Here is a 19,243-nt window from a genome sequence, read left to right as displayed (position 1 = left end):
AATATAAAGTTCACATTTTATGGAATGATAATTGGCTATGTTTTTAAACACCATAAAAATAAAGTATTATGAAAAAGTTAATGTTATTTGCCTTTGGAATAGGCTTAGTTGCGGCAAGCTGCGGATCAAAAGAACCGCAAATGTCTTCAGAAAACAAAGATTCGATGAATATAACTGCAGATACGTCTGCAAGCAAAGACTCGATGCCGATGAAAAGTCCGGATACAGTGAAAATGCCTGTAGATACAGTTGCAGCTCCGGTAAAATAAAGAATAAAATTTCAGACAAAAATAAATCTGCTGATAATTTCGGCAGATTTTTTATATTTGATTGAACAACCAAAACGTTTTAAATATGAAAAAAACAGGAATAGCAATGCTTTTAGGTTTAATGACTTTAGGAAGCTGTGCAGACAAAAAAGAAAACAGAGAAGCGTATAAAGAAAATCACAATAAAGACTCTCTGCTCAATCTATCGGCAGATTCTGCGGCTGCAAATTCTGAACCCACTAAACCGGAAAAAGATACTCCGAAAGCATTACGAGATACTGCTGCTACACCAACCGATTATGGTAGTAAAGAATCAAAACCTAATACCTCTGTAGGAGGCTCAAGATAAAAAACAAATCCGTAGAACATTCTATGGATTTTATTTTTAAAAAAATTACAAAACATCCCTCTTATTTTCATTAAAAAGAGAATAATTATTTAACTTAATTATTACATTTGTATCCAACAAAAAAAATTCATGAAAAAAACAGCAATATTATCATTCCTTTTCCTGGCAGCAATAGCATTTGCTCAGGGAATTAAATTTGAAGAAGGAAATTTTAAAAGTATTTTGGCTAAAGCAAAAAAAGAAAACAAGCTTGTTTTTATTGATGCTTATGCAGTTTGGTGTGGACCATGTAAATTAATGGTGAAAAATATTTTCCCGTTAAAGCCAGTTGGAGATTATTATAACGCAAACTTCGTCAATGCAAAAATAGACATGGAAAAAGGCGAAGGTATTGATCTTGCAAAAAAATACAATGTAAAAGTATTCCCTACTTATCTTTTTATCAACGGTGATGGTGAAGAAGTTCACAGAACAATCGGTTATGTTGAAGAAAAAGATTTCATCCAGTTTGCTATGGACGCAGGTGATCCTAATAAAAGACTGACTGCTTTAAAGCAAAAATTTGAAAAAGGAGAAAAAGATTCTGAATTCCTTTTAAATCTTGCTGAGCTAACTGTTTATAATGACACAGAATTTTCTAACAGAGTTTTGGAGCGTTATTTTGCTGCAAAACCGGAAATCAATCAAAATAACCTGCAACTTCTTTTCCAGGCAATGAAAAGTACAGAAGGAGCTCCTTACAAGATTTTCACAGAAAGAAAAGCTGACATCATGAAAATCATACCTGAGAAAAATCTTGAAAACATCGAGAAAAATGTGAAGGTAAATACAGTAATGAGCAAAGCTTACAACACAACAACCAAAAAGTTAGATGAAGCTTATTTCCTTGCAGAAACTCAGAAATTCATGACTAAAGATGAAGCAGAGAACCTTTTAAAAAGAGTAAAAGCAAGCAGAGCCTTGAAAGATAAAGATTTTGCAACGTATGAAAAAATAACGATTGAACTGAATAAAGACACGTCGGCTTTAAGTGCAGACCAACTTAATTCTTTAGCTTGGAATTTCTTTGAAAATGTGACAACCAAATCTTCTTTGGAAACCGCTGTAAAATGGGCACAGGAATCTGTAAATAAGAATGAAAATTATGCAAATACAGATACTTTAGCAAACCTTTACAACAAAATTGGAGACAAAAAAAATGCTAAAATATGGGCTGAAAAATCACTTCAGCTTGGAAAAGCAGCTGGTGAAGATACCGGAGATACAGAAAAATTATTGAAGAGCCTTTAATCTTTAGTTTTAAAACATAGAAAATCCCGCTGAAAATATATTTTTCAGCGGGATTTTTATTTATCGACTTAGTTGTTAAGTAACGTCAGTTCGAGTAGCGAAGCGTATCGAGAACAGCCTTTATTATTAAAACTTCTCGATACAGTTTTCTTCAAAAACTTACTCGAAGTGACGACGAAAATCTTTGATAATTTAATACTCAAACAAAATACTTCCCCAAGTAAAACCACTACCAAAAGCCGAAAGAAGAACCAAATCTCCTCTTTTGATCTTTCCTAATTCAATCGCTTCACTTAAAGCAATCGGAATAGAAGCAGCCGTTGTATTTCCGTACTTCTGAATATTATTATGGATCTTTTCGTCCGGTAATCCAAATTTCTGCTGAACAAACTGAGCAATCCTTAAATTCGCCTGATGCGGAATAAACATATCCAGATCTTCAATGGTTTTTCCTGCTTTGTCTAAAGCCTCCTTCATGGTTTCTGGAAATCTTGTCACCGCATGTTTGAAAACGAAATTCCCATTCATAATCGGATATACTTCTTTATCCGTTACATTTTCAGGTTCTTTTCTCATTCTGTCGCTCCAGCCATATTTTGAACCCGGAAACTGTGTGCACAATTCATCGGCATATTTTCCTTCAGAATGCATATTCATCGCCAAAATATCTCCTGCGTTTTCATCTTCGGTTGCAGAAAGTACAATTGCTCCTGCTCCGTCACCGAAAATTACAGAAACACCTCTTCCTTCGTCAGAAAAATCAAGTCCGAAAGAATGAACTTCAGCACCTACAACCAAAATATTTTTATACGTTCCAGATTTAATAAAAGCATTCGCAACGCTCATTGCATAAACAAAACCTGAACACTGGTTTCTTACATCCAAAGCTCCGATGGTATCACAACCCAACATATCCTGAAGCAAAACTCCGCATCCCGGAAAATAATAATCCGGAGAAAGTGTTGCAAAAACAATATAATCGATATCTTTTGCCTTTAAACCAGCTTTTTCTAAAGCTTTTTCAGAAGCCTTAAAACCAAGATAAGCTGTCGTTTCCTGAGCATCGTTTCGGTTGATTCTGTGTCTTCTTTCTTTTATTCCGGTACGCTCGGTAATCCACTCATCATTGGTGGTCATTAGTTTTGCTAAATCATCATTGGTGACCACATGATCCGGAACATGAAATCCGATCCCTTTTATTGTACTTTTAATCATATAGTTTTTTCTAATTTTGGTAAAGATAAAATTATTTTATACATCATATTTCAAATTAATAGTATTTTTACTTTATGCCTATTGATACAATTTACAGAGATTCGGGATGCGAATGGATAGACGTGGAAGCGCCTACTGCAGAAGACATGAAATACCTTCATGAACGCTACGAAATCAACAATCTTCTTTTGGAAGACACCCTCGATCCGAATCACTTACCTAAATACGAAGCCGACGGAAACGTAAAATTCTTTCTTTTACGTGAAAGCACCGAGCTGGAAAGGAAAAACCTCAACACCATAAGTGACATCAGTACGAAAATCGGAATTTTTCTTCTGGAAAACACGATTATAACTGTTCACAGAATGAAAACCAAAAGTATTTCGGAGACGAAAAAACAGCTTTCGGCAGGCCAGGAAAACTGTTCTCCCGATAAAGTTGCGTTAATGATCGCTTTGATCATCATGAAAAGTTTTGATGATGAAGCCATCAGTCTTTTTGAAACGATGGATAATATCGAGAACGAAATTTTCCTTAAAAATACCAATCACACGAATCAAATCCGCAGACTGTATAAACTGAAAAGAAAATCGGGCTTGAACTCAAGAGTTTTGACGATTTCTACAGATGCTATCGATAAGTTTAAGCTACTCAATTTACAAGATTCTGAAGTGGTCGATTTAAAAGATAAACACAAAGATGTAGTTGCCGATTTTGACCATCTCAACATTCAGATTACCAACTTAATTTCGATGTTTCTGGCGCTGTCTGATCAGAAAGCCAATCAGGTGATGAAAGTTTTGGCGATTTATTCGGTTTACTTTTTACCCATTACATTTATTGCCGGTTTATATGGAATGAATTTCGATAATATGCCGGAACTGCATACCAAACAGGGATATTTTTATACTTTAGGCGTGATGGGGGGCATTGTGATCTGCACGTTTATTTATGCGAGAAGAAAGCAATGGTAAAGTTTCCCGCCGATTGAGCAAATAATGCAGATTTTCGAATTATTAATCTGCAAAATCAGCTTAATCTGCGAGAGAAAATAATATTGGCTAAACGTAAAGGCGCAAGGATTTTATCAAGATAAAAATTGATTGAAAATACTTTATGATACTGAGAGAAATCGAAGTATTTTGCGTCTTAAAAAACATAAAGCTAAAGAAAACTTTGCGCCTTTGCGATTTCCAACAAAACACAAAACACCAAAAACAAAATACCAAATCATGAAATCCGAAACCCTCCAAAAAATTCTTGATGAAAATATACTTTCTCAGGAATCCAAAGAAAAGCTGAAAGCACTGCATGAAAATATTTCAAAAAGAGAGTTCTCTGATCTTCTGGATGCCGAAGGAAACCAATATGTAGAATTTGTACAGGAAGGAGGCGGAGTTTGGGGAAGTGCTTTGGTTGGTTATTTATACGGACTTGAAATTTTCGGGATCCGTTTTCTGAAAGTTGCAGGAACCAGCGCTGGAGCCATTAATACGATGTTGATAGCAGCCTGCAAAACTAAAGAAGAAGCCAAGAGCGAAGTCATTAAAGAAATATTGTTCAACTGGAATTTTGCAGATTTTATGGATGGAAAAAGCTATGTAAAAAGCACCATTCATGCGATGCTCAACAATAAAAATTTCTTTAAAATCAATTTAATTATTACCATTATTCTGACGGTTGGATTAATCAGTTTACCGTTTATCCTTTCCTCTGAAACAACAAGAGAAGCCAAGCTGTATTTTCTGATTCCGCTTGTTCCTTTAATTATTTTACTATTAATTTTAAAAAAGCTTTATCTGAATTTTCAGAAAAGCAACAGCGGGTTGAATCCCGGAAATGTTTTTGAAGACACCATGAAAAATGTACTCAATGATTTCGGAATAAAAACAGTAGCAGAACTCAATAAAAAATTTATTCAAAAGGAACATGAGCTCAATCTCAATTACCGTTACGGCAACGGAATGGAATTTTACACCAATGCCTTGAACGGAATTGAAGAAATTAAAATGAATCATCTGGAACATATTGATGAAACGCAATACAGAATTTATTTTGAAGGCATCGAAAACAACGATTATTACAAAAACAATCCGTTCTATCAGTTGAAATCTGAATATACAGTTGTCACAACCGACATCAACGCCAAAATAAAAGTACAGCTTCCCATCATGGCCAATCTTTATTGGTCTGAAGAAGAGCTGAAACACATCAGTCCGGCAGAATTTGTGCGTGCTTCGATGTCTGTTCCTTTCTTTTTTGAACCGATGCAAAAGCTCATCAACAAAGACGACGACTCTGTAAAATACGCCTGGAAATTTTGGATGAATACTTCAAAAGAAAATATTTATCCTGTCGGAATTTTTATCGATGGCGGAAGTATTTCCAATTTTCCGATCGATCTTTTTCATGTGACCGATATTTTCTATCCAAGACTTCCACTTTTTGGAGTGCAGTTAACGAGTGACTCGGCAATCAATGAAGAGAAAGGAAAAACGAGCGAACAAATCCTTAAAACACCGCTCTCCTACGCCGGAAATATTATTGAAACTTTAAAAGGTTTTAATGATAAATCTTTTCTCACTAAATATTCATTTTACAATTTGTACAGCATAAAAACAGTGAATTGCGGAACAAGCAGCTGGCTCAATTTCTTTATGAAAAGAGAAGAAAAAGAACAGCTTTTCAATGCCGGATTTATTGCTGCTCTTGATTTCCTTAATCAATTCGACTGGGCAGAATACAAACGCGAAAGAATGATGGTTGCTATGAAAGAAAAAAAGATTTTGAAGGAGGAGGATACACCGACGGTGGGGTGATTTTGGGTTGAATTTGTTTCAGTATTAACGTAGATTTGAAATTAGCAAAGTAAATAAATAATGAAACAAGAAGTAGTAGCAATTATTATTCAATTTGAAAAAATTAGATTAGATTATAAAGAAATTTACTTCAAAAATAACTTAACTGACAAAAAATTTGATGGGCAATTTATTAATCATGTTGATAAGACAATAATATTTTTAAACCTAAATCTTCAAAACTTTGCAGATAATCTACTTAATAAACAAATATTTGATAGAATACTTCCTACAGATTCAATAAATGACTATAATTCAGTACTGCAGAATTATTATACCCAAACCAAATCCTCATTCATTTACAATTTCGTATCAATAGTTGAAAATTACTTTCGCAACATTTATAGTGTAATATTTCCTAATAATAAAACTCGCCAAATTACAGTTACTAAAATTTTAAAAGATATTTTCAATTATTTTGGAATAGCCGAAAATGATGAATGGAATGCATTATCAATACTATTAAAAATTAGAAATACAATACATAATAATGGTTATTATTGCTCAAAAAATGAAATGATTAATTATAAAAGCTATATAATAACTTTCATTAATGGTCAACCTCACACTGCTGCTCACTTTGAAATTTTAACATATATTCTTGTAGATATAAAAAATTTATTTTTAATAATCCATTCGAAAATAAAAATATAACTTATTATTAATAATTAAGATTCCTCCTTCGTCGGAATGACAGATTCGGAAACAATTGTGTTTGTCATTCAGAATGAAGCGAAGCGAAATGAAGAATCTCTACGATAAATCAAAAGAGTATCTCGAGACAAGTTTGCAATAAATAGACAATCATATCTTAAAACGATTATATAATCTATTATTTTAGTTAGATTAAGCAAAAAGAATTTTCCCTATTTTCGCTCCTATTATTCTACAGTAGATGAAAAAAAAGCACCTTTTTATTATTGGAATTGTAATGATTTTTATATTTCTGTCTGTTCCGGTTATTCATATTCTTAAAACAAAATGGAAAGAGCAGGATATTAAAGCCGAAACTCCGAAAGGTTTTACCAATGATGCAAGCCAGCTGAATCTTACGGAAATTGATACTTTAATTATCGTTCCCAACAATAAAGCCGAAATTGTCAATCAATTAAAGCAGGTTGTACAATACGCCAAAGAAAAAAATCTTAAAATTTCGATTGCAGGAGCTAAACATAGCATGGGTGGACATCCGATTTACCCCAAAGGTATTCTTCTGAATATGCTTCCGTACAAACAGATGGAACTCGACGAAAAAAATAATATTTTGACGATTGGTTCGGGAGCTTTGTGGGAAGATGCGATTAATTATTTAGACAAATACGGAAAATCTGTTGCGGTGATGCAGGCTTTCAGCTCGTTTTCCATTGGTGGTTCGATGAGTGTGAACGGACATGGTTGGCAAAAAAATCTTCCACCCGTTTCTTCGAGTGTCATTTCTTTTACTTTAATGAATGATAAAGGTGAAATCATCAATTGCAGCAGAGAAGAAAATCCTGAATTATTTAAACTGGTGATTGGCGGATATGGACTTTTCGGGATCATTCTTGATGTAAAACTAAAAGTCGTTGATAATCTTGCTTTGAAATATAAATCGGTAGCAATGAATTCTGATGAATATATTTCTTATTACAAAAAATTTATTACAGACAACCCAAATGTAAATCTCGTTTTTGGAAGACTGAGAGTTTCAGACAAAAAGTTTTTAGACGAAGCTACTATCATTTATTTTGAAAAAGCTGATAAAAAAACGCTTTCACTTGCTAATCAGAAAACAAAAAATAAAGAGATCAGACGAATTGTTTTCAGAAGTACTGTGAATAGTGAATACGGAAAAAGGCTTCGCTGGGATTTGGAAACCGGAATGAATACCGTATTAAACAACACTGTTTTTACCCGCAACGAATTATTAAACGGTCATGTTTCGCTGATAGAAAATAAAGATCCGAATTCGACCGATCTTCTGCATGAATATTTTATTCCTGAAAGAAATTTTAATCACTTTATAAAAGATATAAAACCTATTTTAAAGGATTCTGAAATAGATCTATTAAATATCACCATTCGAGCTGTAGATAAAGATGAAGACAGCTACATGAACTATGCGAGAGAACATGTTTTCGGTTTTGTTTTACTGTTTAACCAAAAGAAAACGGCAAAACAGGAAAACGAAATGAAAATAGTAACCAACAAATTAGTTGATATGACCATCAAAAACGAAGGCACTTTTTACCTTCCCTACCGTCTTCATATCGATAAAGCAAAAATGAGAAAAGTCTATCCTCAATCTGATTCTTTCTTTGCGCTTAAGAGAAAATATGATCCGCAGGAGATTTTTGAAAATAAGTTTTATCTGCATTATAAATAATTCTATTTTAGCAACTAAACTTTTAACATACTAATGAATCCACAGCTCGATAATTTTTATTTAGAATTGGTAGTCACCGCCTGTCAAATGGGAAAAGGTAGAATTTGGATGCAGGGAGATCTTGAAATTAGATTTAACAGCGAAGGAAAACCTTACGCAAACAGTGATATTATAAACATTTCTGAATTTCTCGATAGTTTAGATGCTGAAGGCGATTTTGAAATATTTTCTTGTTGTTGCGGAATTCCTGAATGTAGTGGATGGAAAAGAGGAATTCAAGTAAAACATATCAATCAACAGTATATAGAATGGACAAATCTGAACAATAACAAAACATGGCTTTTTGAAAAAGAAAGTCTGCTGAAAAATTTGGAAACAGTGAATGAGGAAGTAGAAAATTATAAAGCATTTTTTAAAGAGAAGGGAATTGACTATGTTGGTTATGGATATTGATTAAAATGTAAAACTTTACAAAAAAAAGAGATCTTCAAAATAATATTTATTAACTAATTTTTTTAATATGCGTTCAAATTATGTAATTACAATGGGTAAAATTAGTGGTGTAGAGACTTTAAATGAAATTCGAACATCTTTAAGTCATTCTCAAATTGGAAATAAGTCATTTTTATACTATTTGATGATGTACCTTATAAAGCTTTCAGCATTTCTAATACCTGCTTTTATTTCTATCAGAATTCTAGGATATCTAAATATTAGTTCTTTGTGGAATATACTAAAATTAGCATTGTGTGTTTTATTATTAAGATTTATTTATTTGAAAATTATCCAGTTACTTATTGTCTTCGTAATTAAAAATAAAAAAGAATAATTCCAACTTCTAACAAACCCTTTAACTATACAACCGACCCTTTCCTCCACATCGGATCATGCTTAAAGATCGCCTCATTCACAATGCAATCTTCTGCGTGCGCACCTTGTAGAAAACCAATGCTCATTAAAAACTCATTCACGATTTCGCCACCTGTAAATTTGAAAGTTTTTTTGAACAATTTCATCCATTCTTGTAAAGTTTTGGGATGATGATGTTCCAGCCATTTTTCAAAAGACCCGAATTCTTTTTGAAGCTCTATGATCGTTTTTGCATTTTCAATGGCAGCGTTTACTTTCAATTTATTTCTGATAATTCCGGGATCACTTAATAACCTTTCACGCTCTTCTTCACCGTAAGCGGCAACTTTTTCGATATTAAAATCATCGTAAGCTTTTCTGAAACCTTCTTCTTTTTTTAAAATAGTTTCCCAGCTCAATCCTGCCTGATTGATTTCCATGATTAACCTTCCAAACAATTCATTATCATCATGAATCGGAAATCCGTAATGATTGTCGTGATATTTTTTGTGCAACTCTTTTCTGCTTTCGGGCTGCATTCTTTCGACTGCTGAACAATAACTCATTAGAATAGTCTTTCTGTTTTGGTTAAAAATTGATCTAACGCTTCTTTAATATCAATTCCGGTGCGGTCTGCCAAAACAATGAGCCACCAGATGTTTTCACCTAATTTATGCTCAAGTTCGGTCGCAGAATTCTGTTTTGACCAGGTTTTTTCTTGTGACATCACATTTCTACCCACCAATCCGGCATCGGTAAGATATGCCAAAGCATCTTGCTCCAATGTCCATTCACTACCATTTTGCTGAACTTCCAACTCGTGATATTTTTTTCTGATTTCTAAAGAACGTTCTATGATTTTATCTAAATTATTTTGATCCATCATTTTATTTTGGAAAGTAAAGGTAATGTAAACTGCTGACAAGTGTCTGTCAGCAGCACCATTTATTTCGAGAAATATTTTACAGATGATCTATAAAATCAAGATATTGGGGAACACTTTTTTCTATCCATTCGAGAGAAGGATCATGTTCCAATCCATAATAAACAAAGGGATCTTGGTAATCTGCTTTTACATATTCAAAGCTCAGTTCAAAAGGTCTTGTTAATTCTGCCATCGTGTATTTATATTTTCCGGAAGCACTAAAGCCTTCATCATCAATTCCTGTTGAAATTGCCAAAGCGATCTTTTTTCCGCCTACTTTAAATCCGCTTTTACTTCCATAAGCCCAACCGTGCAAAAGAACTTCATCCAGCCATTTTTTTAATAAAGGCGGACTGCTAAACCAATAAAACGGAAACTGAAAAATAATTTTATCATAAGCTTCAATCAATTCCTGTTCTTTTTTAACATCGATATTTTCATCAGAATAATTTTCGTACAATTGATGAACGGTATATTTTTCGGGAAACTTCTTCAATTCTTCCACCCATCTTTTATTGATCAACGACTCTTCCATTTTTGGGTGAGTAACGATTACTAATGTTTTCATATTTTTAAATTTCTTTTACAAAAATAATAGGTGTAACTTACATTTTGTACATTAGCAACCCATTGTATGGTACTATAAAAAATGTAAGTAATGACTAAAATAAAGGAAACTTCAACCAATTTTGCGAATAAAAAAGCGCTCATCGATGAATGTCCGGAGCTTTATGCCTCAAAATTAATTGGCGGACAATGGTCACTTGCCATCTGCTGTTATCTGATCAACGGAAAACTGAGATTCGGAGAACTTAGAAAGATCCTCGGAAATATTACTGAACGTATGCTTACGCTTCAGCTTCGAAGATTGGAAGAAGATAAAATTATCACAAGAACCGTTTATGCAGAAGTTCCGCCAAGAGTGGAATATGAATTAACAGAAATTGGTTATCAGCTAAAACCCGTTATCGAAGAATTAGAAAAATGGGGAATTATGCACAAGCAAAGTATTTAAATTTTAAACTTAAAACCTTTATAGAAGTTTTAAACTTCTCGTTCCGGCTTTAAACGAAAAATTTCTTTTGCATTAAAAATAATAACGGCTAAAAATATGATCGCATAAGATAGAATCTGCAACCCTCCAAGAGCCTCGTGATAAACCGCTCCTGCTAAAACAAAGGCAATAATAGGATTGATATTGAGGATCATTCCGACTTTTGATGAGGCAATTCCTGATAATGCATATAAATTCAGCAATAATGGAACAATGGTGTACATTACTGCAATGATTTCAATATAGAAATAGAATTTAAATTCTGTAGGAACCTTTCCTGAATACGACGGAAAAAAAGGCAATAAAATCAGTGCAGCCAAAATCATGTGGAAATTAAGGATCAGAAACTTATCAAACTTAGAATTTACACTCTGAATAATTAGATAACATGCATAAGTAGAACCAATTAAACTACTGTAAACCATATCAATAAGATTAGAATACGAGAGCAAAATACATCCTACTCCACTTAAAACTACCGAAATCCACTGCAATTTTGTAAGTTTTTCACGAAGAATAAAAAACGCAAGAATCGTTGTAATTATCGGACATACAAGATACGCAACAGACGTTGCTCTCACACTGATATGATTCATCACATAAATAAATGAAAACCAATTTCCGGTAAGTAAAATACTGCTTAAAACATTTAAACCTACTATTCTATATTTACTGTTCTTTGAAATACTTTTAAAATATTTTAAATTTTCTTTAAGCTTCATTCTTCTGAAAAGTACCGTTACCACAGACATAATCAATGCACAGCTGAAAACTCTGTAAAAAAGGATGTCTAAAGAAGCATACGAATGCAGCGGTCTTAAGACCATACTGAATGTTCCCCAGGTTGCGAAAGCAAAGATGGCGGCTAAGTAATATTTGAGATTCTTCAATTGAAGTAAAGGTATTTTTATTGCTTTAAAGAGAGACAAAGATAAGAATAAGGAAGCTGAGATTAATGTTTATATGATGTTTTAAAATATTTATTTACTATTAAATTCATGTATAATGGAAATATTTGTAGCACTTTAATTTTGAAAACCGTAGTTTTGTACGAATGTCAAATATAAAACTCCATATAAAGATATACAAAGCAGTTGTAATGTTGCTTGTTGTGGTGTTTTCGTTATCTCCCTGTTCATTAAAGAGAGAGGTATTAGAGGTTTTTGACATTCATCACATCGGTACTCTCAACAAAGTAAAAACAACGGCGCCATCGTTTTCTGCTTGTGAGAGTTTTAATTCTTCTTCGAAAGTTTCCGTTTCAAAATCTGATTTTAAATTTAAAGGAATTGCATTTTCAGATTTTTTACAATCGGTCAATTTAAATTTCGAAAAGCCAGCTTTTTCAAAAAAAAAATATTCCGGAAACACTTCAGGAAACAGTCCTCCAAAGTATATATTATTTAAAAGATTGAAACTGGATATGGCTTAGGATCATTTCTAAATCATTTTTCACAATCAATTTTTAAAATAAACTTTAATGACAAAAAATATGACCAATCAGCCTACTGATATGGCTGGTTTATATACATTATCAATCCGCCTTGTAATTGGCTGGACCTACTTTTCAGCTTTCTGGCGCAGACTTATTCTCGAAAACAAACTTATTCCCGATGAAGCCGGATATATCGGCGAAAAATTCAATCATTTTTTACCTAATGCTTTAGGAATAAAACCCATTATCAAATATCTGGTTACTCATCCCGATGCGTTGCAAACCTCGATGGTCAGCTTTACCATCATTGAAGCTATTGTAGGATTATTTATTATTTTGGGACTGTTCACAAGATTGATGGCTGCAGGAGTTTTTGCTTTGGCAATGGGAATTTTATTGGGTTCCGGATGGATAGGAACGACCTGTTTAGACGAATGGCAAATAGGCGTTTTAGGAATCGCTTGCGGTTTTACCCTGTTTCTTACAGGCAGCGGAACTTATTCTTTAGACCAGTATTTTAAAAATAAAGAATACCGTTTTACTCAGAAAAAATGGTTTCATTATTTAGGTTCTGGGATTTTACCGATTAGAAACCCAAAACGTTTTGTACTTGTAGGTTCACTGCTTATTTTTGGATTGACTTTATACACCAATCAATATTTTCATGGTGGTGTTTTTGGAACTCTGCATAATAAATCGGTGAAACCAAAGGTTGAAATTTCCAATATAAAAATCAATCCGTCACAGGTTAAATTTGAAGTTTACAGAACTGAAGGTGTTGATGTTTATGGCTCCTTTCTCATCGGAATCGATTTATTAAATGAAAAAGGAGAAGTAGTCCAATCAATAAATGGAGGTGAACTTTCAAAATTTTCCAAAGAAAAAATTCACAATCATTATGTGGCGAAAGTAAAGCCCGGAAAGCACAGTTTAATTATTCCTTTAGGTTCAAAAGCTGATTTAACGATTGATTTGAAAGATAATTCTTCTTCATCCGAAAAAATTTCAGTGATAAAATTAACGGATATCAGTGGCGCAGAATGGATTGCGAAAATCAAATAATTTCACCTTAATATTTTATGATATTCATCCATATTTTGAATATCATAAAATATTAATATAAAGACAATCTTTTTATTTTGTAAATTTATATTACTAATAAATTCAAAATCATCTCATGAAAAATTCAATTCTTCTCCTTATTGTACTTACATTCTTAAGTTTCGGGAACTTTGTAAAAGCCCAGAAAATATCCGACGGCGAAACTGCAGATGTCAACGGAATGAAAGTAAGCTTCAACATCCTTAATAAAGAAAGCATACAAGTTGGTGGAAAAAACTTCGACCGCTACAAAGTATCGGCTTCGGTAAAAAATACGTCAGATAAATCTTACAATATCAGACTTACCTCTTACCCGCAAATTGTAATGGACACCGGCATTGTGGAGCTCGATTGTGTAAATGCTACAGGAGCAAAACTAACATCGAAAAAGATTCAGCTAAAAATGAAAACTCAGATGATTAATGTTTCGTATTCTGCTTACGACAAATCTGGAAAGTTTGTTACCAACATCTTGCCTGTCATCGGAAGTTATTATTTTGATACAGGAGATACAATTAATGATGATGCTATTTTTATTGTTCCACAGGGTGAAAAACCTGAGGTAAGTGTAAGAAGTTTGAGATAATTTTTCAATTATTACAGCTAAAAAAACACCTCTGAAATTCAGAGGTGTTTTTTTATAATAAATTTATATTAATTATAATTCTAGGAAACTGTGTGCTACAGCAACGTCTTTAGTTCCGCTACCTTGTACTGTATCTGTTTCTGCAACTTCACCATCGATATAGATTGTTACAATAAGTTTAGAATCAGCATTCAAAAGATTAGCATTTGCTGCAAAATTTAATTGAGACTGGCTAGAATTTACAAAAAACTCACCGCTTGTCCAAAGTAAACCAGGAGAATCAAACAATTGTTCCTGTTTTGTTCCTACCTGAGTAATAATCGTTTTGAAGGTACTTACAGGAGGAGTAGGAGCTGTACCACCGTTAACTATTTTTGCTTCAAACTGTACCAAGTGATCTTGAAACTCGTTTTCGTCGTCATCATCTTTACATGAATTAAAAACAGAAGCTACTGAAAGTAATATCACTGCTAAAAATGAAAGTCTAAGTAAATTTTTTGATTTGTAAAATTGCTTCATTTCTCCAAATAGATTTTTTAATGTTTCAAATATAGGATTTTTATCAATATAAAAATAACTTTTATGAAAATTTTCCAACAAAGATTTCCAAATAATATCAAATCAATAAAAGACTCAATATGCTTTCTATGATATAAATTCTTTTGATATTTTATTATTGACCAAAGCATTTCGTATTAAAATTATTAAATAGAAATCTCAATATTATTATCTTTGCTAAATGAATTTAGATTATATCGTAAGAGAACCCGAAAATATTAGTTCAATTACCCCCATTCTTTTCATGCTTCACGGTTATGGCAGCAATGAGCAAGATCTTTTCAGTTTCAGAGAAAGCCTTCCGGCAGATTGGATTATTGTGAGTTTCAGAGCTCCAAAACCTACTCAGTTTGAAGGATATTCTTGGTTTGATATCGACTTCAACAATCCTGAACAATTTATAGATATCGATCAGGCAAAAGAGGTTCTTGAAAGTGTTCTGCAAAATATCATGGCAATTACCAACAAATATGGCCTTACTAGAAATAAAACGCATCTTTGCGGATTCAGCCAAGGTGGAATTCTGTGTTACAGTTTAGCTTTAAAATACCCTGAGCTTTTTAATTATGTTGCCTGTTTAAGTAGTTATCCTGAAGAAAAACTGCTTACTGATATTGTGAAAGATAAAAAGAAATTAGAAAATCTACGTTTCTTTGTTTCTCATGGTACGGACGACGCAATTATTCCTATGGAATGGGGAAGAAAAGCCGCAGATCTTCTGTATGATTTGAGTTGCTATTTCACATTCAGAGAATATATGAGCGGTCATGGTGTCAACCAAAAAAATTATATTGATCTGATGGAATTTTTTTCAAAATAATACATTAAAAAATCACTGCCGATTTATAAAATATTAAACATTCATACTCATGAATGTTTTTTTTGTAACATATGATATAATTCACTAATTTCAATAAATGAAATATAGGATTTTAATATCAATTTTACTTTTAAGCATTTTTATGAATGCCCAAAATAATTTTGAGATTAAAAATGTAAATAAAATAGTGATTCCGTTTAAGCTGATTAATAATTTAATCTTCATTCCTATTAACATTAATGGTGAAGAACTCACTTTTTTACTTGATACCGGAGTAACGGAAAATACTATTTTCAGTCTTGAAGACAAAGAAATAAAGCTAAGCGCGATGGAAAAAATGAAATTTTCCGGGCTTGGTGGCAACAGAAGTATTGAAGGATTTAAATCTGACCTTAATACCGGAAAAATCGTAAAAAACTTTATCAACGATTCTCTGATGGTTTACATTATTCAGGATGAGGAATTCAATATTTCTTCACACATCGGAATTCCTGTGAACGGATTTATAGGATATCATTTCTTTAAAGACTATCCTATTATTATAGATTATATATCAAAAAAAATTACTGTTTATAAAGACCGTGCTCTTTTTGAAAAGAAGATTAAAAAATTTGATGATTTCACAATTTCTATTGAGAAAAGCAAGCCTTACATTTCTGCTGATGTAGAAATGATTAACAATAAAAAAGCTTCAAAATTACTTATCGACATTGGCAATAGCGATGCAATCTGGTTGTTCCCTACTCTGATAAAAGATTTTGTCTACAACAGACCCAATATTGATGATTTTTTAGGCAGAGGTTTTAATGGTGATATTTATGGTAAAAGAAGTAGAATACATGGGTTCTTTTTAGGAGATTTTAAATTTGAAAAACCTTTAACCGCAATGCCGGATGAATTTTCTATTCAGCATCTTAATTTAGTACAAGAAAGAAAAGGCTCTGTTGGAGGAGAAATTATGCGTCGATTTACGGTAGCTTTTGATTATCCGAACGGAAAACTATATCTTAGAAAAAATAAAAATTATGATGATCCCTTTCATTTTAATATGAGCGGGCTCGATTTTAAGCAAGATGGCCTTCAATGGGAAAAAGATTATTTAACGGTTAAAACTCAAAATGAAAAATCAACAACAGGAGAAATTCAAGCTTTCAACAGTAATTTACAATACAAATTTGTTTTAAAACCTATCTTTTCGCTTGCTGGTGTACGAAAAGATTCTCCGTCATATAAAGCAGGGCTTAAAAAAGATGATACTTTAATCACCATCAACGGAAAGAAAACTTCAGAGATGACGCTAAACAAAATCATGGAAATGATGAAATCTGAAGAAGGAAAGACAATCAATATGACTGTAAACAGAAAGGGTCAAGAACTGAAATTTTCGTTTAACTTAGAAGACCCCATTCCCTATCAAGAATAATATGGAAACAAAAGAAACCACTTTAGATAAAATAAGAACCCGCCCGAGATTTAAAATGTATACGCATCTCAGCAAAGAAACGTATGCCGAAAATCTGAAAAAATATTTAGTTGAGCATAAAGACGAATTTACCGGTAATGTAAACACAGAAGTTGCGACCATTTCTGTTTTAACGAAAGACGATAATTACTGGAAACCTTGTTTAGCACTCAGAACCGAACTTGATGAAGAAATTACGGTTATAAGAGGAGTTTTCGGACCAAGTTCCGCCGTGTGGACATTTTTTATGTTTCTCTACTTCTTGTTTACCATTTCGTGGATGACTTTTTTCACCATGTATTATGTAGAAAACCAAATCAACAGCCACGAATATCCGTGGGCTTTACACGCTTCATTTTTAATGCTCATTTTAATTGCTATCACCTACACAGCAGCAAGATTCGGACAAATAAAAGCTAAGGAGGAAATGAAAAAACTCCGCAAATTTGCGGAGGAATCTACTTTAAAATTCGAAAAAATAGTTTAGTTTTCTGAAGTTTCAGTTTCCTGAAGAGCTGCTTGTGAAGCTTTTGCTGCTTTTATAGAATCTGATATTTTCTCACGATTGGTTTGCTCAAAAACCATTTTTTCAACATTAGGCTGAATCAATTTGGTCATTTCTTCAACTGAAATATTATTGGCATTAGGATCATTCAGAAGATTTCTCCAGGGCTTTCTTTTTCCCCATCCGTAATCTCCGAAAACCATTACCGGTGTACCTTTCGCTTTTGTGGTTGCCCCACCCGGATTTAAAATCCATGTATCTGCATAATTGTATAACCAAATCGCATCTTTCATCAACAATCGCAAACAAGAGTGAGACGCAGGATAACCTGGAAGGTCATACTGATGCCATCCTATTCCGTGGGTATTGTGAATATTAAAATTATAAGGAAGTTTCCATTCGCTTTTTACCGTGGAAATTGCGAGCTTCTTTTTCCAATTTGCAAACATCAAACCTCTGTCGGTCTGAGCTGCTTTTTTTCCCATACTTGTTGGTCCCCATTTTACCAAAGCTCCGTTTGAATATACTCCGTAAGCCTGAATAGGATATGAAAATATGACAAACTTTTTCACATCGCTCAATACATCAAGCTGCATTGGGAAAGGTGAATATGCCATTAAAGTGGTGTCTATTTTTGCAGGAACCACCAATGTATCAGAATTCCATTTGCTTTTGGAATCTAATCTGTTTAATGCTAAAATTGCATATCGTTCTCTTTCTGTATATTTTTTACTAAAAATCGCATACAGAGAATCTCTCAGTTTTTTATCTTTTGGGATTGCAAAAGCATTATAAAATCCGTTCTCCTGCATCATTGGCGGCGCAGATTCTTCTACCGGTTTTGTTTTGATAGAATCAGGATTGGCGGTATTTTTTGCAATTTCTTCTGAGGTAGAAGTCTGTTGCTGATTTTGATCTACAGCCTCTTCTTTTTTACAGGAAGTAAGACATAATGCAAAAAATAAAGTGTAAAATATTGATTTTTTCAAAGTTAGGTTTTTCATAAATATAATGATTCATCTCAGTCTGGTATAGACTTACAAATATCAGACCTAAATTATAAAAACCCAGGACTTTTAATTCTACAAGTCTTGATTAAATTTACAAAAATCATTTTTCATTTAGACAATAAATTATATATTTGCTAATAATTCATCACTATTTGAATTATTAAAATATAAATATTTTTAAAACAATGAAAAAAACAACGATTTATTCGCTTACTGTAGCTTTTGCTTTAATTCTAATTCTTTCATCTTTTCAAATTTCCAGAGGAAGACATATTTACAGAAATCAATGGACAATCCCTTCACAGAAGCAACTTCAGATTAAAAATTCATCAAAAGAAAATTTAAACGTGGTTTTATATAACACTTCGAAAACAGAAGATTTAAAATATATTACCTATAAAAATCAAACAAAAGTACTTCCCAAAAACGATTCTGTAGTAACAAAAATCAATTTTACAAATGAGTTATACATCGTAAACAATTCGTCTCAACAGAATTTATTTAAAATTAAAATCATCAATAACAGCGGAAAAATAAAGGCAACTGTAAAAGATAAATCGTCTAAATAACCATTCTTTACTTTACCAAAATC

General features: G+C 32.8%; 23 protein-coding genes. 16 read left to right on the top strand and 7 right to left on the bottom strand.

Features of this window, described 5'->3' with window-relative positions:
* Window positions 1–68 precede the first annotated feature (68 nt).
* The 3 genes from FDY99_RS16175 (at window position 69) to FDY99_RS16165 (ending at window position 1,908) form a co-directional block, all read left to right on the top strand.
* On the top strand, window positions 69–269 hold the full coding sequence (locus FDY99_RS16175; protein ID WP_139422841.1) for a cytochrome C551: 201 nt from the start codon (window positions 69–71) through the stop codon (window positions 267–269).
* 85 nt (window positions 270–354) lie between these two features.
* Window positions 355–618 carry a hypothetical protein gene (locus tag FDY99_RS16170; RefSeq protein WP_139422839.1) on the top strand — a complete coding sequence of 88 codons (264 nt, stop codon included), beginning with the start codon at window positions 355–357 and terminating at the stop codon, window positions 616–618.
* Between the two features lie 129 nt (window positions 619–747).
* The gene (locus FDY99_RS16165) at window positions 748–1,908 is read left to right on the top strand and encodes a thioredoxin family protein (protein WP_139422837.1); all 1,161 of its coding nucleotides are present in this window, start codon (window positions 748–750) and stop codon (window positions 1,906–1,908) included.
* A gap of 192 nt (window positions 1,909–2,100) precedes the next feature.
* On the opposite strand, the gene FDY99_RS16160 is transcribed toward FDY99_RS16165, so the two are convergent.
* Window positions 2,101–3,123, bottom strand: a complete 1,023-nt coding sequence (locus FDY99_RS16160; protein WP_139422834.1) for a 3-oxoacyl-ACP synthase III family protein — start codon at window positions 3,121–3,123, stop codon at window positions 2,101–2,103.
* 74 nt (window positions 3,124–3,197) lie between these two features.
* On the opposite strand from FDY99_RS16160, the gene FDY99_RS16155 reads away from it, so the two are divergent.
* From FDY99_RS16155 to FDY99_RS16135, 5 genes are all read left to right on the top strand, one after another.
* Window positions 3,198–4,097, top strand: coding sequence for a magnesium transporter CorA family protein (locus FDY99_RS16155; protein ID WP_139422832.1), 900 nt, complete (start codon window positions 3,198–3,200; stop codon window positions 4,095–4,097).
* A gap of 258 nt (window positions 4,098–4,355) precedes the next feature.
* On the top strand, window positions 4,356–5,942 hold the full coding sequence (locus FDY99_RS16150; protein WP_139422830.1) for a patatin-like phospholipase family protein: 1,587 nt from the start codon (window positions 4,356–4,358) through the stop codon (window positions 5,940–5,942).
* Window positions 5,943–6,002: 60 nt separating this feature from the next.
* Complete coding sequence (locus FDY99_RS16145; protein WP_139422828.1) at window positions 6,003–6,635, top strand: hypothetical protein; 633 nt, start codon at window positions 6,003–6,005, stop codon at window positions 6,633–6,635.
* A gap of 241 nt (window positions 6,636–6,876) precedes the next feature.
* On the top strand, window positions 6,877–8,346 hold the full coding sequence (locus FDY99_RS16140) for an FAD-binding oxidoreductase (RefSeq protein ID WP_139422826.1): 1,470 nt from the start codon (window positions 6,877–6,879) through the stop codon (window positions 8,344–8,346).
* 33 nt (window positions 8,347–8,379) lie between these two features.
* Window positions 8,380–8,799 carry a hypothetical protein gene (locus FDY99_RS16135; RefSeq protein WP_139422824.1) on the top strand — a complete coding sequence of 140 codons (420 nt, stop codon included), beginning with the start codon at window positions 8,380–8,382 and terminating at the stop codon, window positions 8,797–8,799.
* Window positions 8,800–9,200: 401 nt separating this feature from the next.
* On the opposite strand, the gene FDY99_RS16130 is transcribed toward FDY99_RS16135, so the two are convergent.
* The 3 genes from FDY99_RS16130 to FDY99_RS16120 all read right to left on the bottom strand — a co-directional run bounded on the left by FDY99_RS16130 (window position 9,201) and on the right by FDY99_RS16120 (window position 10,688).
* Window positions 9,201–9,761 (bottom strand): DNA-3-methyladenine glycosylase I, encoded by a 561-nt coding sequence (locus FDY99_RS16130; protein ID WP_139422822.1) that lies wholly within the window; start codon window positions 9,759–9,761, stop codon window positions 9,201–9,203.
* Window positions 9,761–10,078, bottom strand: a complete 318-nt coding sequence (locus FDY99_RS16125) for a nucleoside triphosphate pyrophosphohydrolase family protein (protein WP_139422820.1) — start codon at window positions 10,076–10,078, stop codon at window positions 9,761–9,763. The genes FDY99_RS16130 and FDY99_RS16125 overlap by 1 nt, the downstream gene beginning before the upstream one ends.
* Before the next feature lie 79 nt (window positions 10,079–10,157).
* Window positions 10,158–10,688: an NAD(P)H-dependent oxidoreductase gene (locus FDY99_RS16120; protein ID WP_139422818.1), complete on the bottom strand. Its 531-nt coding sequence runs from the start codon at window positions 10,686–10,688 to the stop codon at window positions 10,158–10,160.
* Window positions 10,689–10,778: 90 nt separating this feature from the next.
* On the opposite strand from FDY99_RS16120, the gene FDY99_RS16115 reads away from it, so the two are divergent.
* A complete protein-coding gene (locus tag FDY99_RS16115) occupies window positions 10,779–11,135 on the top strand; it encodes a winged helix-turn-helix transcriptional regulator (RefSeq protein WP_074232348.1) in 357 nt (118 codons plus the stop codon).
* A 29-nt stretch (window positions 11,136–11,164) separates the two neighbouring features.
* Here the strand turns inward: FDY99_RS16115 and FDY99_RS16110 are convergent, their stop codons facing one another.
* Window positions 11,165–12,064 carry an EamA family transporter gene (locus tag FDY99_RS16110; RefSeq protein ID WP_139422816.1) on the bottom strand — a complete coding sequence of 300 codons (900 nt, stop codon included), beginning with the start codon at window positions 12,062–12,064 and terminating at the stop codon, window positions 11,165–11,167.
* A gap of 164 nt (window positions 12,065–12,228) precedes the next feature.
* On the opposite strand from FDY99_RS16110, the gene FDY99_RS16105 reads away from it, so the two are divergent.
* From FDY99_RS16105 to FDY99_RS16095, 3 genes are all read left to right on the top strand, one after another.
* The gene (locus FDY99_RS16105; protein ID WP_139422815.1) at window positions 12,229–12,606 is read left to right on the top strand and encodes a hypothetical protein; all 378 of its coding nucleotides are present in this window, start codon (window positions 12,229–12,231) and stop codon (window positions 12,604–12,606) included.
* A gap of 48 nt (window positions 12,607–12,654) precedes the next feature.
* Window positions 12,655–13,671: a TQO small subunit DoxD gene (locus tag FDY99_RS16100; protein ID WP_228448818.1), complete on the top strand. Its 1,017-nt coding sequence runs from the start codon at window positions 12,655–12,657 to the stop codon at window positions 13,669–13,671.
* 115 nt (window positions 13,672–13,786) lie between these two features.
* On the top strand, window positions 13,787–14,296 hold the full coding sequence (locus FDY99_RS16095; protein ID WP_139422813.1) for a hypothetical protein: 510 nt from the start codon (window positions 13,787–13,789) through the stop codon (window positions 14,294–14,296).
* Between the two features lie 72 nt (window positions 14,297–14,368).
* On the opposite strand, the gene FDY99_RS16090 is transcribed toward FDY99_RS16095, so the two are convergent.
* Window positions 14,369–14,815, bottom strand: coding sequence for a hypothetical protein (locus FDY99_RS16090; RefSeq protein WP_139422811.1), 447 nt, complete (start codon window positions 14,813–14,815; stop codon window positions 14,369–14,371).
* A 220-nt stretch (window positions 14,816–15,035) separates the two neighbouring features.
* Here FDY99_RS16090 and FDY99_RS16085 point away from each other — a divergent pair, with 220 nt between their 5' ends.
* The 3 genes from FDY99_RS16085 to FDY99_RS16075 all read left to right on the top strand — a co-directional run bounded on the left by FDY99_RS16085 (window position 15,036) and on the right by FDY99_RS16075 (window position 17,623).
* Entirely contained in the window at window positions 15,036–15,674 is a 639-nt protein-coding gene (locus FDY99_RS16085) for an alpha/beta hydrolase (protein ID WP_139422809.1), read from the top strand.
* A gap of 142 nt (window positions 15,675–15,816) precedes the next feature.
* On the top strand, window positions 15,817–17,097 hold the full coding sequence (locus FDY99_RS16080) for a PDZ domain-containing protein (protein WP_228448817.1): 1,281 nt from the start codon (window positions 15,817–15,819) through the stop codon (window positions 17,095–17,097).
* Between the two features lies 1 nt (window position 17,098).
* Window positions 17,099–17,623 (top strand): hypothetical protein, encoded by a 525-nt coding sequence (locus FDY99_RS16075; RefSeq protein WP_102981463.1) that lies wholly within the window; start codon window positions 17,099–17,101, stop codon window positions 17,621–17,623.
* On the opposite strand, the gene FDY99_RS16070 is transcribed toward FDY99_RS16075, so the two are convergent.
* Window positions 17,620–18,645, bottom strand: coding sequence for a L,D-transpeptidase (locus FDY99_RS16070; RefSeq protein ID WP_139422806.1), 1,026 nt, complete (start codon window positions 18,643–18,645; stop codon window positions 17,620–17,622). The genes FDY99_RS16075 and FDY99_RS16070 overlap by 4 nt on opposite strands.
* Before the next feature lie 191 nt (window positions 18,646–18,836).
* Between FDY99_RS16070 and FDY99_RS16065 the strand changes: the two genes are divergently transcribed.
* A complete protein-coding gene (locus tag FDY99_RS16065; RefSeq protein WP_139422804.1) occupies window positions 18,837–19,220 on the top strand; it encodes a hypothetical protein in 384 nt (127 codons plus the stop codon).
* Window positions 19,221–19,243 lie beyond the last annotated feature (23 nt).

This window comes from Chryseobacterium mulctrae (genome assembly GCF_006175945.1).
Taxonomy (GTDB): domain Bacteria; phylum Bacteroidota; class Bacteroidia; order Flavobacteriales; family Weeksellaceae; genus Chryseobacterium; species Chryseobacterium mulctrae.
The sequence above is the reverse complement of the archived record's forward strand: the minus strand, read 5'-3'. Positions and strand labels throughout refer to the sequence as shown.

Excerpts from the sequence above, each read along its gene's own strand:
- FDY99_RS16175 (WP_139422841.1), top strand. The coding sequence starts at position 69 with ATGAAAAAGTTAATGTTATTTGCCTTTGGAATAGGCTTAGTTGCGGCA.
- FDY99_RS16170 (WP_139422839.1), top strand. The coding sequence starts at position 355 with ATGAAAAAAACAGGAATAGCAATGCTTTTAGGTTTAATGACTTTAGGA.
- FDY99_RS16165 (WP_139422837.1), top strand. The coding sequence starts at position 748 with ATGAAAAAAACAGCAATATTATCATTCCTTTTCCTGGCAGCAATAGCA.
- FDY99_RS16160 (WP_139422834.1), bottom strand. The coding sequence starts at position 3,123 with ATGATTAAAAGTACAATAAAAGGGATCGGATTTCATGTTCCGGATCAT.
- FDY99_RS16155 (WP_139422832.1), top strand. The coding sequence starts at position 3,198 with ATGCCTATTGATACAATTTACAGAGATTCGGGATGCGAATGGATAGAC.
- FDY99_RS16150 (WP_139422830.1), top strand. The coding sequence starts at position 4,356 with ATGAAATCCGAAACCCTCCAAAAAATTCTTGATGAAAATATACTTTCT.
- FDY99_RS16145 (WP_139422828.1), top strand. The coding sequence starts at position 6,003 with ATGAAACAAGAAGTAGTAGCAATTATTATTCAATTTGAAAAAATTAGA.
- FDY99_RS16140 (WP_139422826.1), top strand. The coding sequence starts at position 6,877 with ATGAAAAAAAAGCACCTTTTTATTATTGGAATTGTAATGATTTTTATA.
- FDY99_RS16135 (WP_139422824.1), top strand. The coding sequence starts at position 8,380 with ATGAATCCACAGCTCGATAATTTTTATTTAGAATTGGTAGTCACCGCC.
- FDY99_RS16130 (WP_139422822.1), bottom strand. The coding sequence starts at position 9,761 with ATGAGTTATTGTTCAGCAGTCGAAAGAATGCAGCCCGAAAGCAGAAAA.
- FDY99_RS16125 (WP_139422820.1), bottom strand. The coding sequence starts at position 10,078 with ATGGATCAAAATAATTTAGATAAAATCATAGAACGTTCTTTAGAAATC.
- FDY99_RS16120 (WP_139422818.1), bottom strand. The coding sequence starts at position 10,688 with ATGAAAACATTAGTAATCGTTACTCACCCAAAAATGGAAGAGTCGTTG.
- FDY99_RS16115 (WP_074232348.1), top strand. The coding sequence starts at position 10,779 with ATGACTAAAATAAAGGAAACTTCAACCAATTTTGCGAATAAAAAAGCG.
- FDY99_RS16105 (WP_139422815.1), top strand. The coding sequence starts at position 12,229 with ATGTCAAATATAAAACTCCATATAAAGATATACAAAGCAGTTGTAATG.
- FDY99_RS16100 (WP_228448818.1), top strand. The coding sequence starts at position 12,655 with ATGACAAAAAATATGACCAATCAGCCTACTGATATGGCTGGTTTATAT.
- FDY99_RS16095 (WP_139422813.1), top strand. The coding sequence starts at position 13,787 with ATGAAAAATTCAATTCTTCTCCTTATTGTACTTACATTCTTAAGTTTC.
- FDY99_RS16090 (WP_139422811.1), bottom strand. The coding sequence starts at position 14,815 with ATGAAGCAATTTTACAAATCAAAAAATTTACTTAGACTTTCATTTTTA.
- FDY99_RS16085 (WP_139422809.1), top strand. The coding sequence starts at position 15,036 with ATGAATTTAGATTATATCGTAAGAGAACCCGAAAATATTAGTTCAATT.
- FDY99_RS16080 (WP_228448817.1), top strand. The coding sequence starts at position 15,817 with ATGAATGCCCAAAATAATTTTGAGATTAAAAATGTAAATAAAATAGTG.
- FDY99_RS16075 (WP_102981463.1), top strand. The coding sequence starts at position 17,099 with ATGGAAACAAAAGAAACCACTTTAGATAAAATAAGAACCCGCCCGAGA.
- FDY99_RS16070 (WP_139422806.1), bottom strand. The coding sequence starts at position 18,645 with ATGAAAAACCTAACTTTGAAAAAATCAATATTTTACACTTTATTTTTT.
- FDY99_RS16065 (WP_139422804.1), top strand. The coding sequence starts at position 18,837 with ATGAAAAAAACAACGATTTATTCGCTTACTGTAGCTTTTGCTTTAATT.